Source organism: Gemmatimonadales bacterium, assembly GCA_036265815.1.
Classification (GTDB): Bacteria; Gemmatimonadota; Gemmatimonadetes; order Gemmatimonadales; family GWC2-71-9; genus CAVVWJ01.
In genome coordinates, this window is sequence record DATAOI010000024.1 from 1 (window position 1) to 12,594 (window position 12,594).

A 12,594-nucleotide genomic window follows, 5' to 3' on the forward strand; every position below is an offset into this window, starting at 1 on the left:
TCGTGGATTACACCACCGGCGTGTCCCCCGGGATGGTGGTGCTCGACGCGATTCACCAGATCCAGGCGGAACAGGCCAACGACCTCGCTGTCCGCTGGAACTGCAAGGCCGGCAAGTGCGGCTCCTGCTCGGCCGAGGTGAACGGCATGCCGACGCTCATGTGCATGACCCGGCTCAACCAGCTCCCGCTGGACAAGCCGGTCACCGTGGAGCCGATGCGGGCCTTCCCGCCGATCAAGGACCTGGTCACCGACGTCTCCTGGAACTACGCGGTCAAACGGCGGATCAAGCCGTTCAAGCCCCGCCCGCCCGATGCTCCCGACGGCACCTGGCGCATGGCGCAGACGGACGCCGACCGGGTGCAGGAGTTCCGCAAGTGCATCGAGTGCTTTCTCTGCCAGGACGTCTGCCACGTCCTGCGGGACCACCAGCTCCATGACGACTTCATCGGCCCGCGCTTCCTGGTGCACGTGGCCGCGCTGGAGATGCATCCGCTGGACGCGGAAGACCGGGTGGAGGAGCTCCGGCGGGCCCACGGTATCGGCTACTGCAACATCACCAAGTGCTGCACCACGGTGTGCCCCGAGCACATCACCATCACCGACAACGCGATCATCCCGCTCAAGGAGCGGGTGGTCGACCAGTTCTTCGACCCGCTGGGCCGGGTGCTGAAGGTGTTCAGCCGGAGACCCGCGCAGTGAGCTTCGAGCCCAAGCCGATCTCGCGGGAGAGCGTGGCCGCGGCGCTGCAGAAGGCCGAGCGCTACCGGCTCATCAACGATCCCTCGTCGGCGGAAAGCATCTGCCTCGACGTGCTGACGGTGGACCCGGCCAACCAGCAGGCCCTGGTGAGTCTGCTCCTGGCCATCACCGACCAGTTCTCCGAGGCGCCGACCGCGGGCGTGCACCGGGCCCGCGAGCTGCTCCCCCGCCTGAGCGACGACTACAAACGGGACTATTACGGCGGGATCATCTGCGAGCGGTGCGCCAAGGCGTACCTGCGCCTGGGCACGCCCGGCTCGGGAGAGAAAGCCTACCACTGGCTGCGCGAGGCGATGAGGTGGTACGAGCGGGCCGAAGCACACCGGCCGGCCGGGAACGACGAATCGATACTGCGGTGGAACACCTGCGCCCGGCTCCTCGCCCGCTACCCCCAGCTCAAGCCCCGCGAAGAGGAGCCGTTCGAGCCGAGCCTGGAGTGACGAACCTGGGCTTCGGCTGCCTCGCCCTCTTTCTCCTGCCATTCGCCGCCGCGGGAGTGTTCGCCGCGGTCCAGGGCGTCCGCTCCGCGACGTCCGGCGACTGGGCTCAGGCGGGTCTGCTCGCGGTCTTCGCGCTCACATTCGGAGGCGTCGGCTTCGGCGGACTCGCGGCCACGCGGGTGGGACGCCGCCGCGCCGGGGAGGCGGCGGCGCTCAAGGCCAGGAATCCCGCCGCCCCCTGGCTCTGGCGGCCCGACTGGGCAGCCGGGTGGGTGGACGATTCGAGTCGCGGGACCATGTGGTTCGCCTGGATCTTCGCGACCTTGTGGAATCTCATCAGCCTCCCCGGCGTCGTGCTCGCAGTGCGCGCGGCGGTCTGGAAACAGAAGCCCGCCGCGCTCCTGATCCTGCTCTTCCCCGCCATCGGCATCGCTCTGCTGGTCTGGGCCATCCGTGCGACCTTGCGGTACCGCCGGTTCGGCGTGTCGCGGCTGGAGCTGGATACCCGTCCCGGGGTCGTCGGCCACAGCCTGGCAGGAACGGTGCGGACCACCGTCCCGCTGCGGCCGGTCGAGGGGTTCGAGGTCGTCCTGCGCTGTATCCGGCGGGTGACCAGCGGCAGCTCCAAGAATCGGTCTACCACCGAAAGCGTCCTCTGGCAGGAAGAGCGCCGGGTGGCCGGAGAGGTGGCCCGGGACGCGAGCGGGATGGGCACCAGGATCCCGGTCGGATTCGCTCTCCCTCCCGACGCGCGGGCCTGCGATGACAGCGTCTCGGATGACCAGATTCTCTGGCGGCTGGAGGTGACGGCCGGGGTTCCGGGTATCGACTACGCCTCGAGCTTCGAGGTGCCAGTCTTCCGGACCGAGCTGAGCAAGGAGCCGCCGACCGTGAGCGAGGCCGCCCTGGGAGCACCGGTGGCGCTCGACACCTACCGCCAACCGCCCGGGTCGCGTATCGAGGTCAGCACAACCAGGCGAGGAACGGAGATCTTCTTTCCCGCCGCCCGGAATCCGGGGGTCGCCTCGGGTCTCACGCTCTTCGCGGCGCTGTGGGGTGGCGTGGTGTGGGCCCTGATGCATTCGCGCGCGCCGCTCGTCTTCCCCATCGTGTTCGGGGGATTCGGCGTGCTCCTGCTGGTGGGCGTGCTGGAGCTCTGGCTCAGGGAGTCCCGCGTGGTGGCGGGGAACGGCAGTCTCACCCTGGCGAGCGGCTACCTCGTGACCGGCGGCGGCCAGACTCTGCCGGCGTCCGCCGTCGACGACGTCACCACCCGCATCACCATGCAGTCGGGGACGCGGCCCTATTACGACATCGTGGTCCTGACCAAGGCGGGGAAGAAGCTCACCGCCGGCCGCGCGGTCCGCGACAAGCGGGAGGCGGAGTGGCTGGCGGGCACGGTCAAACAGGCGCTCGGGGTGAAGTGAGGCCGTTCCTGGTCCTGCGGCACACAGCCTCGGCTGCCAGGTGAGATTCCGGTGATTTCGGCGTGATTCGGTCGGGCTATCGTGGGCTCATCGAAAACGGGGGTGGCGCCGGGAGGATGACCACCGCAACCGATGAACCGAGCAAGGAGTCCACGATGCGCCCACTCTACGCACCCAGCACCATGCCGCTGCCGCCGGCGCCGGATCCTCTGCTGGTCTTCATCCGCCAGGCCCAGCTCGAGCTGGTCTATAAGTAGGTGGCGGCGGCCCTTAGGAGTTGGCGGCTGATCGTGAGCATCCCGCCGGATCAGAGCGGGCGGCGCCCCTCGCGGATAGCATCCAGGATCTCGTCCCGGCCGAGACGCGCGCCGATGGCCGGCACGTCCAGGGGCGAGCCCGAAGACACCTCCGGCCGCACCACGAACACCTGCCCGTCCTTGCGCCTGATCCGCACCGCCCCTTCCCGCCGCGCGCGCTCCAGCAATGACGCCAGCCGCTGCCGAGCCTCGGAATAGGTGAACTCCTTCATCCCACCTCCAGCACCTGTACGCCCGCCTCCTGTGCCGCCCGCCCGAGCCGCGCATCCAGCGTCAGCAGGGGTGCCCGCTGACGCCGGGCGCAGGCCATGAGATAGGCGTCGTAGGCGTAGAGCCCGAACCGATCCGCCAGCTCCAGCGCGGCGCCCAGCTCGACCTCCACCACCCGGATCGGGATCGCGGCGTACGCGGCGAGCGCGGCCTGGACCTCCGCCAGCTTCAGCCGGCGGCGCTTGAGCAAGGCCGAGAACGCGGTCCCGATCTCCCAGTGCACCGAGCCCGGCGCGAGCAGCTCGGCTCCCTGAGTTCGGGCGATGAGGCGGTCCCGCGCCGTCTCTCCCGTGAGCACGGCAATCAGCACGGACGTGTCGACGACGAGCTCCACGGCGGCTCCCTGGTGATGTACAATTGTACATAGTACCAGGGTGGCCAGGCGATGCAAGACTGCTGTGTCCTCGAGGTGCGCGATCGGCTGCCAGGGTCATCAGCCGGTCGGGAACAGCCTAGCTTGCCGCCCCGTACCCCCTCGCCATCCCCGTCGCCGCCAGCACCATGAGCACCACGAGCGCCGCCTGCAGGAAACTGGTCTGCGCGAGCCGGCCCGCCGCCCTCGTATCGGGCAGCTCGCCGCGCCCGACCTGCGCCCTCCAGCGGATGAGAGTGACCATCGGCGAGATCTCCAGGATCAGGATCATCAAGAGCAGCGTCATCTTCCCCCAGAACAGGTGATTGTGCAGGTAGTAGGCACTCCCCTTCTCCAGCCCACCGAAGGCGCGGACCAGGCCGGTGGAGATCCAGACCAGGGCGGCGATGCCCCACCAGGTATCGGCATAGAAGACCCGGCGGAGCCCGGCCGGGTCCAGCTCACCGCGGAGCGCACGCCCGCGAGCCCAGACCGCGCCGAGGCCGAGCCCCAGGCCCAGAAGGTGGAGCGCCGCGAACAGCCAACGGATAGACATTGGATCCTCCTCAGCGGATGCCGGTGTCGACCGCGGCAATATGATCGGTTGGGTCTGCTCGCTCTAGCTCACGCCATCGATCGGGCGTAGTATCCGGGCTCCATCCTGCTGGTGCATCCGTCACGCCACCGACTCCCGACGCTAAAGGTGCTGATGAGTGGGCAATCGCGTAGAGACTTTCTGGGCCGGTTGGTCGCGACGGCGCTCTCGGTGAGCGCAGTGGATCCCACCGGCCGACCTGCCGAGCCGACCGTGCCCCCAGCCAGGCCCTTCCGGGTTCGTACCATCACGGCCGGCGTCGGCCTCACTTCCACCACAGAGCTCGACCGCGTCGAGGCGGCGATCGCAGTGCTGCAGCGGGGCAGGAAGTTGTTCGAAGACGAAGGCTACGAGGTCGAGACGCTGCGCGTCGCCACTCCTCCCCTGGTGGCCGATCTCACCGGGGCCGCGCGAGACGCCGCGCTGACCGACCTTCGAGCGCTCGACCGGCTGGCGCAGGACAGGGACGTCCTGGTGGCCATCGGCCCGATCCTCCTCGCCGACCGAGCCGACCCCGGCCTCGCCGCCTGGGCGGCGGAGCTGGCCCGGACCACGACCAAGCTCAGCTTCTCGGTGACGGTGGCCGCGCCCGGCACCGGTACCCAGCCTCACGCGATCCAGACGGCCGCCGAAGTGATGCTCGCCATCTCCCGGTCGACTCCCGGCGGCCTTGGCAACTTCCGCTTCGCGGCGGCAGCCCACATTCCCCCCGGTACGCCGTTCTTTCCGGTGGCCTACCATGCGGGCCCGGACTCGTTGGCCATCGGACTGGAATCGGCCTCCCTGGTGGAGGCGGCGCTCCGGTCGGCCCGGGACCCGCGCGACGCCACCGCGCGGCTCCGGACGCGGCTGGAGGAGTCCCTTGGCCCGGTGGAGCGGACCGCCGCCGCGTTTGCGCAGCGGGAGGGCCGGAGGTATCTGGGGATCGATCCGTCGCCCGCGCCTGCCAAGGATCGCAGCATCGGCGCGGCCATCGAGGCGCTGACCCACCGGCCGTTCGGCAGTGCCTCTACGCTGGATGCCTGTGCCGCCATCACCGGGGCGTTGAAGTCGCTGCGGGTCCGCACCTGTGGCTACGCCGGTCTCATGCTGCCGGTCCTGGAAGACCCGGTCCTCGCACAGCGGGCCACTGAGGGCCGGTACGGCGTTCACGAGCTCCTGCTCTACTCCAGCGTGTGTGGCACCGGGCTGGATGTCATTCCGCTCCCGGGAGACATCCCCAGTGAGACGGTCGCTCGCCTCATCCTGGACGTGGCCGCGCTGGCGGACCGGCTCCAGAAACCGCTCGCGGCTCGCTTGCTACTCCTGCCCGGCAAACGGGCGGGAGATCTCGCCCGGTTCGATGATCCGTTGCTGGCCGATTGCGGGGTGATGCGGATCGATTGAGATGTGGGCCAGGGCCAGCCTCACCACGCCTCGGATCCCGGCACTCCCTTGAAGGGGCCGACCAGATCAGGCGTGACCCAGCCGCCGTAGTAGAAGCCGGGCTGCGGGGTGACCCGGTGCTCGCCCACGTAGCACCCGTCCACGCGGCGGGGATAGAAGGACAGATAGTCGCGGATCGCCTCGTAGCCCTCGTCCGGCTCCGGGTAGCTCCAGCCGGCGTCTTTGGCCATCCGGCCGGCCGACTGGACGGTCCAATACCGGGCGACGCCCTTCCACTCGCAGAAACTGGTGCGTTGGCTCGGCGCCACGCACTCGAGATCGATGTCGGACGGCGGCACGTAGTACACCGGCGGACTCGAGGTCTCACACACCCGAAGTGCCCGGGTGCTGTCCGCCACGACCCGCCCTCCGAGCTCCACGCGCACGCGCGCGAGCACCGACTCGACCCGAGGCGGCCGCGGGTAGTCCCAGACCGATTCCTGTCCCGGACCGGGGGCAACGATATCGGGCGGCCGCACCCGCGGGAAGTTCCGCCACTTCGCACGTTCGGCCGCATAGCTGTCGGCATCGAGGGACACGGCAATCCTCCTGGAGGAAGTCTCACCTGCGCTCAGCGGGTGAACGCCGCGCAAGCCGGGCCGGTTCCAATCGGTGACTTCCGTGCGGCGGCTCTGGCCGGGCCTATCGACGAGGCGTATACTCCGGCATGATCGGAGCAGACCTCTCTATGGCCAGCGCCCGGCGCTGGTGAGTACGCTCGATGGCGAGGTGGGCGAGCGCGATCACGTCCTGGGCGGGGCCGACGCACGAGTGACGCTGGTGGAATACGGCGACTTCGAGTGTCCCGATTGTGGCCGAGCGTACCCGGTCCTCAAGGCGGTGCAGAAGGCGCTGGGACCCAACCTGCGGTTCGTCTTCCGTCACTTCCCCCTACCAGCCTCCCATCCCCACGCCGCCGCGGCCGCCGAGGCCGCCGAGGCGGCGGCAGGACAGGAACGGTTCTGGGAGATGCACGACCGGCTGTTCGAGCACCAGACGGCGCTGGACGAGAGCGATCTGCGGAAGCATGCTCGGAAGATCGGCCTGGACCTGGAGCGATTCGAGAATGACATGCGTTTGCACACACACGAGAGGCGGGTGCGCGAGGATCTCGCCAGCGGGTCCACCAGCGGCGTCCACGGCACCCCGACGCTCTTCATCAATGGCCAGCGCTACGACGGCCCGCGCGAGCGCTCGGCGCTGGTGGCGGCGCTGGCACGGGCGGCGCTCACGCTCCCGGTAGCATGACGACGCCTGCCCAGAGCGCCCGAGCGGAGCCGTCGGCCTTGCGCGTCATCGGCCGGGTGACGGTGATGCGCCTGATCGGGTACTACCTCGCGGCGGGGCTGGTGCTTCTGGTCCTCACGGCGGTATTTCCGGTCAACGAGGCACCGGCCGGAGCTTCTTCTCCGGTGGACATGAGCGGGGCGCTCACCTGGGTGCGGTCACAGCTGGCCCTCTATCCGAAGGGCGCGCCACGCTGGCTGGACGCGGCCGTGCAGATGCTGGGGGCGCTGCTGCTGGTGCTGCCGATCTCGTTCGTGTACGTCCGGACCCGCACCCGGCTCAAGTACGACCACTCGCTGGTCCAGACCGTCATCATGCTCCCCATCGTGGTGACCGCGATCCTGGTCGTGGTGCGCGATAGCCTGGCGCTCGCCTTCAGTCTGGCGGGAATCGTGGCGGCGGTGCGGTTCCGCAACACGCTCAAGGAGTCGGGCGATACGGTCTACATCTTCGGCTCGATCGGGATCGGCTTCGCCACCGGGATCCACGCGCTCGCGGTGGCCACCGTGCTCTCGATCTTCTTCGTGACGGTCGAGCTGGCCCTCTGGAAGTTCAACTTCAGCGCCGAATTCGAGCGCACCTTCGCCCGGCTCTGCATGCCGTCGGGGGCCGATCTCGCGGCGATCTCCAGCGCAATCGGGGAGCCGGCCGCAAAAGAACCGAGCAACGGCCAGGCTCCGCTCGGGGCCGGGCCTGTCGCGTCGGAGGATCGCACCAGCCTCCTCCGGATCTATGTCGACGGAGAGGTGCAGGCGCGCCCGCCGGTCGAGGCAGTGCTGGAGCGCGACACCAAGCGCTGGGCCCTCGCCAACGTGATGCCGGGTGACGGCGGACCGACGGTGCTGGAGTACCGGGTGCGGCCGAAGAAGCGGGTGGGCCTGGACATGCTGCGGGAACACCTGCTCAAGGAAGGCGCGCCGCATGTCGTCGCCGCGGACGAGGGGGAGCGCGGCACCCAGTAGCCACTTTGGGCTATTGCCGCCCGCGCCGAGAACGTCTAGGATTATCGCTCCGCACTAAACGACTTCAAGAGTCATCTGTTCAATACAATGCCCTCCCCTCATTTGGGGGGAGGGTCCCTCCTTGTATCCGGGCCGATCGAACCCCCCCGGTCATTGCAAGTTTGCTCTTGAGCCGCAGAGAACCTCGTCCAGCCGCTCCAGGCTGTCGACCAGGCTGGGACCGGGCCGGCTGAAGAGCGAGACGCCGTCGGCCACGTACACTCGCCCATTTCGGACGCAGGGGAGCTCCGGCACTCCAGGCTGCGCGCGGAACCACGCCAGCTCCCGTCGGGTCCGCTCGGCGGAGTAGCCACAGCACGCCGCCACCAGCACCTCCGGTTCCCACGCCAGCAGCTCGTCCCAGGAAATTGTTCGGCTCGGCATTCCGGGCCGGCCGAGGCCGTCCTCTCCGCCGGCCAGCGCCACCAGCTCCGGATTCCAGTGGCCGCCCGAGATGGGTGGATCGATCCATTCCAGAAACGCCACCCGAGGGCGCGGTGCTCCTGCCGGATGGCGCGCGCGGATCGCATCCACCCGGCGACGGAGGCTGGCGGCGACCCGCTCGGCGCGGTCGCGGACGCAGGCTGCCGCTCCCACGCGAACGATGGCGCCGAACGTCTCCTCCAGTGTGTGGGGGTCGAGCACCAGCACCTCGGGTGAGGACTGGAGCGATGGGAGTGCGCGCTGCACCTCTGCCGGGCCGACGGCGCACACCTCGCAGAGACCCTGCGTGACGATGAGGTCGGGTGCCAGCTCGTCGAGCCGTTCAGCATCCACCTGATACAGGGATTCGCCCCTGGCGAGCGCCGAGCGGACCACGCGATCGATCTCGCGACTCGGCGCGTCGACCGGGATGCGGGTCCGGGTGACCCGCGGCAGACGAGAGACGCGCCCGGGGAAATCGCAGGAGTGGCTGACGGCGACCAGCGCGTCCTCCAGCCCAAGCGCAAGCACGATCTCGGTGGCGCCCGGCAGCAGGGATGCGATCCGTCGACGCTGGCGCAGCTCAGATCGGGAGGAGATCAGCATAGACGAAGCCTTCCCGGTCCACGATCTCGCCGGCCATCACCGGCAGCCGCCGGCGGAGCATCGGCCCGGCGGTGACGAAGGTGTGGAACTCGCCCCGCTCGCCGCAGGGATCGACCGCGGCGGGAAGCCCGGCCAGCAGCCCGGCATCCAGCGCCTGGCCTGCGAGCTCCCGGTCTACCCGTTGCGGGTCGAGGCACACGATCCGAGCCTCGACTCCCTCGCGCAACATCGTCTGCATGAGAGGGCCGGTCGGCTCCAGCCAGAGCGGAAAGAGCGGGGTGAGCCCCGTGCCCTCGAGCATCCGCTCGCGGTACGCTCGCACGTCCGCCAGAAAGAGATCGCCGAAGGCCACATGCGTCACGCCGAGCCGGGTCCGGAGACTCGCCAGCGCCGCACCCACCCGCTGCTCGTACTCGGCGTTGGTGCTCGGCCAGGAGAGCGGCACCTCCACCAGCTCGATCCCCGCGGCGGCCGCCTGAGCGCGGAGCAGCTCGGCCCTGACACCGTGCATCGCGATCCGGTCGAAGGCGGAGACCACGGTGGTCACCAGCGCGACCACCTCCACCGCCGGCATCTTTCGAAGTCGATGCAGCGCCCAGGCGGCATCCTTCCCGCCGCTCCAGCTCAGCGCGACGCGCACCGGCTCAGCGGACATGGGTCGTGACGCCCACGAGAATCGTCCGCCCGGGCGAGCGGAAGTTGGCCGCCTGCTCGTACGACTTGTCGAACAGGTTCTCGACCCTCGTGGTCAGGTCCAGGCCGGGCACGCCGCCGCCCGGAAGCAGCACGGCCACGCTGCCGCTGAGATCGAGGGTGGCGTAGCTCGGAAGCGTCAGGCGCTTCGAGGGGTCGGGGAAGGAGGCGAACCGCACGTCCTCCCGGCTGCCGACCACCGTCAGCACCGCCCCGACTCGGCCACGCCGGGCCACCGTGGACTGCAGTCCGAAGGTGAGCATGTCGTCGGGGCGGCGGAGCAGGCGCTGGCCGTTCACGAACGTCGCGTCTTCCCCCGAATCGAAGCCCGCGTCGGTCACTTCGGTGTGCAGGTGGGTGTAGGCGGCGTCCGCCTCCACGCCGGCGGTCGGACGGAGCTTCACCCCGATCTCCACGCCCGCCACCCTGGCGGCCGCGACGTTGAAGAAGTTCGGCGCGCCCGGCGAGGGCGGCGCGAAGGTGAACTGGATCAAGTCTCGGAACCGCTGGGCGAAGCCGGTAGCGGAGACACTGACGCCGGTGCCCGGTACGTCCTGGGTCACGCCGCCCTCCACGCTGAACGTCCGCTCAGGGCGAAGGTCCGGATTGCCCGTCGCGAAGCCGGTGGCGAAGTTGTCGAAGAACGAGGGCTCCTTGAAGCCCGTTCCCACCGACGCCCGGATCCGGGTAGACGGAGTGACGAACGCGAGCGCGCTGGTCCGATAGGTCCAGAAGCTCCCGAAACGCTCGTTCTGGTCCAGCCGTCCGCCGGCCGTGAGCTGAAGGCGGGCCACCGGCATCGCGGAGCCCTGCAGGAAGAACCCCCAGTTGGTCCGCTCCGGTGAGGGGTCGACCCGCGTGAGCGGGTCCTCGGCAGCCGAGCGCTGAAGGTTGGCCTGGCGCTCGTGGTCCAGACTCACTCCGGCCAGGCCGCGGATGTCTGCCGGTAGCCGCAGCTGGCCGCGCGCCTCGGCGGTCCAGCGCCGGGTGTCGATGCGCGAGTCGCTGAAGCCGTTGAAGTCGGTGGCGGAGTCAGGCGGGTTCACGAACTCGTTGTTCGCCGCGTGCCGACCCACCAGGAGCTGTCCTTCCACCGCGCTGGAGAACCGGTGAGTGACGTCCAGCGAGACCGTGGTGGTCCGCTCGGTGTTGAACTGATTGTGATCGGTGGGCGCGCCGGTGAAGTCGGTGGGAAAGTGGAACGCGCCGTCCGCGAAGCGGGCCGAGAGCGCCGCCCCGGTGCGCCCGCCGGCCGCCGCCCGGACCCGCCCGCTCGCCACGGTGTTGTGATAGTCGCTGTTGAAGCCGTAGATCCCGTCGGTGGTCCTGCGGGATACCGCCGCCGACCAGCCCAGTGCCTCGCCACCGCCGAGCGCCTCGGCCTCCCAGCGGAAGGAGCCGTAGGTACCGCCCTCCCCGGTCGCGCTCAGCTCGGTATCTCCGCGGCCATCGCGGGTCACGATCTGGACCACGCCGGAGATCGCGTCCGAACCGTACAGCACGCTACCGGGGCCCCGAACGACCTCGATCCGCTCGATGTTGTCGGTGGTCAGGTTGGCGAAGTCGTAAGAGCCGCCGGGCTGGTTGACGGCGACACCGTCCACCAGGACCTTCACGTAGTCGCTTTCGCCTCCGCGGAGAAACAGCGAGGTCTGCGCCCCGAATCCGCCCCCCTGCACCACCTGCGCGCCGGGGACCTGCCGGAGCGCGTCTGCCACCGAGCGAATGCCCTGGGCCCGGAGATCCTCGCCCCGCAGCACCGTCACGGTGACACCCACCGAGTCCGCGCTCACCGGATAGCGCGTCGCCGTGACGACGATCTCGGGAAGCACGGTGGTGTCGCTCCGCTCCTGGGCAGCGAGGATGGGGGCGGTCGCGACGAGGAGCGCGGCGGCGGCACACCACCGGATCGGGAAGGCTGGACGAGCGCGGATCATGATGAGATCTCCTGAAGCGGGGTCACTGCAGCACCGGCTGGAGGCGGTGCCGGAGCATGGCCACGGCGGCGGGTGCCCGCGGACTGGGCCGATTGAAGACGGATTCGGTGAGCGCGAGGAGACGGTGCCGCCGAACCGCGCGCAGGGCCTGCCATTCAGGGCGCGAGGCGAAGCCGGCGCTCATCGCGCCCACCGTGACGATGGCGAGCGGACCGCGCGCCACGACCGATTCGAGCGTGACCGGGGCGGAAGGCAGTGATAGGTCGTCGAACACGTTGCGTGCGCCGGCCAGCTCCAGCAGCTCGCTCACGAAGCTGCCGGCGCCGAGTACGATGAGCGGCTGGTCCCAGGCGAGGAGCAGCACCCCGGGAGCCAGTGCAGGCTCGGCCGACCGGCGCAGGCGGCCGAGTGCCGCCTCGAACGTTCGCGCCAGCGAGTCCGCCGCGTGGTCTGCGCCCACCACGCGCCCCAGCAGCCGGGCCAGTCTGGGCACGTCGGCGAGGTGGTCGGTGCGAAGGGCCAGCACCGGGATACCCATCGACCTGAGCCGGGCGCGGGCGCCGGCGTTGGTCGGGCCGTCGTACAGCAGGACCAGGTCGGGTGACCGCGCGGCTACGGCTTCGACGTTGGGCGGGAGCCAGGCCCCGACGCTCGCCACCCGCAGAGCGGCCACGGGGTAGTCGCACGCGTCGGTGCGGCCGACCAGGCGGTCGCCGGCGCCCAAGGCGAAGAGGAGCTCGGTAGTGGTGGGATTGAGCGAGACGATCCGACGCGGCGGCCGGTCGATGCGGAGCGTGTTCCCCGCGTCATCGGCGACCGAGGTGGCCGCCTCGTCGGTAGCCGAGGCGCTAGCCGAGGCGGCAACCACCGCGGCCTCAAGGTCCGGCCGGCGGCCGGGCTGGTGGCACGCGACGAGCCCCGCGGCACAGAGTGCCGCGAGCCGGAGACGGGCCGTCAATGCATCCGCCCATCCCCGGGGAACCGAAGATGGGCGGACACAGGCGTGGAGGCCGGAGTCGCCACCGTTTCCCTCCCCCGAGGGTCAGTGAGGTGGCGCGAG

At 69.9% G+C, this 12,594-nt stretch carries 14 protein-coding genes; 6 read left to right on the forward strand and 8 right to left on the reverse strand.

Annotated features, from left to right (window positions below):
* The 3 genes from VHR41_04405 to VHR41_04415 form a co-directional block, all read left to right on the forward strand.
* Positions 1 to 701, forward strand: a 701-nt coding sequence (locus tag VHR41_04405) for a succinate dehydrogenase/fumarate reductase iron-sulfur subunit (protein ID HEX3233411.1), incomplete at its 5' end; no start/stop codon positions are given.
* On the forward strand, positions 698 to 1,201 hold the full coding sequence (locus VHR41_04410) for a hypothetical protein (GenBank protein ID HEX3233412.1): 504 nt from the start codon (positions 698 to 700) through the stop codon (positions 1,199 to 1,201). The genes VHR41_04405 and VHR41_04410, both read left to right, overlap by 4 nt.
* Positions 1,198 to 2,628 (forward strand): hypothetical protein, encoded by a 1,431-nt coding sequence (locus VHR41_04415; GenBank protein HEX3233413.1) that lies wholly within the window; start codon positions 1,198 to 1,200, stop codon positions 2,626 to 2,628. Before VHR41_04410 ends, VHR41_04415 begins: the two co-directional genes overlap by 4 nt.
* Before the next feature lie 307 nt (positions 2,629 to 2,935).
* On the opposite strand, the gene VHR41_04420 is transcribed toward VHR41_04415, so the two are convergent.
* The 3 genes from VHR41_04420 to VHR41_04430 all read right to left on the reverse strand — a co-directional run bounded on the left by VHR41_04420 (position 2,936) and on the right by VHR41_04430 (position 4,123).
* Complete coding sequence (locus tag VHR41_04420; protein HEX3233414.1) at positions 2,936 to 3,157, reverse strand: hypothetical protein; 222 nt, start codon at positions 3,155 to 3,157, stop codon at positions 2,936 to 2,938.
* The gene (locus VHR41_04425) at positions 3,154 to 3,549 is read right to left on the reverse strand and encodes a type II toxin-antitoxin system VapC family toxin (GenBank protein ID HEX3233415.1); all 396 of its coding nucleotides are present in this window, start codon (positions 3,547 to 3,549) and stop codon (positions 3,154 to 3,156) included. Before VHR41_04425 ends, VHR41_04420 begins: the two co-directional genes overlap by 4 nt.
* A gap of 118 nt (positions 3,550 to 3,667) precedes the next feature.
* Positions 3,668 to 4,123 carry a DUF2214 family protein gene (locus VHR41_04430; protein ID HEX3233416.1) on the reverse strand — a complete coding sequence of 152 codons (456 nt, stop codon included), beginning with the start codon at positions 4,121 to 4,123 and terminating at the stop codon, positions 3,668 to 3,670.
* 252 nt (positions 4,124 to 4,375) lie between these two features.
* Here VHR41_04430 and VHR41_04435 point away from each other — a divergent pair, with 252 nt between their 5' ends.
* A complete protein-coding gene (locus VHR41_04435) occupies positions 4,376 to 5,548 on the forward strand; it encodes a DUF711 family protein (GenBank protein ID HEX3233417.1) in 1,173 nt (390 codons plus the stop codon).
* Between the two features lie 20 nt (positions 5,549 to 5,568).
* Here the strand turns inward: VHR41_04435 and VHR41_04440 are convergent, their stop codons facing one another.
* Entirely contained in the window at positions 5,569 to 6,126 is a 558-nt protein-coding gene (locus VHR41_04440) for a DUF427 domain-containing protein (protein ID HEX3233418.1), read from the reverse strand.
* A gap of 169 nt (positions 6,127 to 6,295) precedes the next feature.
* On the opposite strand from VHR41_04440, the gene VHR41_04445 reads away from it, so the two are divergent.
* Both VHR41_04445 and VHR41_04450 read left to right on the forward strand, forming a co-directional pair.
* On the forward strand, positions 6,296 to 6,835 hold the full coding sequence (locus tag VHR41_04445) for a thioredoxin domain-containing protein (protein ID HEX3233419.1): 540 nt from the start codon (positions 6,296 to 6,298) through the stop codon (positions 6,833 to 6,835).
* On the forward strand, positions 6,832 to 7,836 hold the full coding sequence (locus VHR41_04450) for a DUF4956 domain-containing protein (protein HEX3233420.1): 1,005 nt from the start codon (positions 6,832 to 6,834) through the stop codon (positions 7,834 to 7,836). The genes VHR41_04445 and VHR41_04450 overlap by 4 nt, the downstream gene beginning before the upstream one ends.
* Before the next feature lie 150 nt (positions 7,837 to 7,986).
* Here VHR41_04450 and VHR41_04455 read toward each other — a convergent pair whose 3' ends face one another.
* Genes VHR41_04455 through VHR41_04470 form a run of 4 tightly spaced genes read right to left on the reverse strand, consistent with a single transcriptional unit; the run spans position 7,987 to position 12,492 of the window.
* Positions 7,987 to 8,904, reverse strand: coding sequence for a cobalamin-binding protein (locus VHR41_04455; GenBank protein ID HEX3233421.1), 918 nt, complete (start codon positions 8,902 to 8,904; stop codon positions 7,987 to 7,989).
* The gene (locus VHR41_04460; protein ID HEX3233422.1) at positions 8,882 to 9,559 is read right to left on the reverse strand and encodes a hypothetical protein; all 678 of its coding nucleotides are present in this window, start codon (positions 9,557 to 9,559) and stop codon (positions 8,882 to 8,884) included. The genes VHR41_04455 and VHR41_04460 overlap by 23 nt, the downstream gene beginning before the upstream one ends.
* Positions 9,549 to 11,534, reverse strand: a complete 1,986-nt coding sequence (locus VHR41_04465) for a TonB-dependent receptor (protein HEX3233423.1) — start codon at positions 11,532 to 11,534, stop codon at positions 9,549 to 9,551. Before VHR41_04465 ends, VHR41_04460 begins: the two co-directional genes overlap by 11 nt.
* 22 nt (positions 11,535 to 11,556) lie before the next feature.
* The gene (locus tag VHR41_04470; protein ID HEX3233424.1) at positions 11,557 to 12,492 is read right to left on the reverse strand and encodes a helical backbone metal receptor; all 936 of its coding nucleotides are present in this window, start codon (positions 12,490 to 12,492) and stop codon (positions 11,557 to 11,559) included.
* Positions 12,493 to 12,594: the final 102 nt, after the last annotated feature.

Excerpts from the sequence above, each read along its gene's own strand:
- VHR41_04460 (HEX3233422.1), bottom strand. The coding sequence starts at position 9,559 with ATGTCCGCTGAGCCGGTGCGCGTCGCGCTGAGCTGGAGCGGCGGGAAG.
- VHR41_04450 (HEX3233420.1), top strand. The coding sequence starts at position 6,832 with ATGACGACGCCTGCCCAGAGCGCCCGAGCGGAGCCGTCGGCCTTGCGC.
- VHR41_04430 (HEX3233416.1), bottom strand. The coding sequence starts at position 4,123 with ATGTCTATCCGTTGGCTGTTCGCGGCGCTCCACCTTCTGGGCCTGGGG.
- VHR41_04420 (HEX3233414.1), bottom strand. The coding sequence starts at position 3,157 with ATGAAGGAGTTCACCTATTCCGAGGCTCGGCAGCGGCTGGCGTCATTG.
- VHR41_04465 (HEX3233423.1), bottom strand. The coding sequence starts at position 11,534 with ATGATCCGCGCTCGTCCAGCCTTCCCGATCCGGTGGTGTGCCGCCGCC.
- VHR41_04455 (HEX3233421.1), bottom strand. The coding sequence starts at position 8,904 with ATGCTGATCTCCTCCCGATCTGAGCTGCGCCAGCGTCGACGGATCGCA.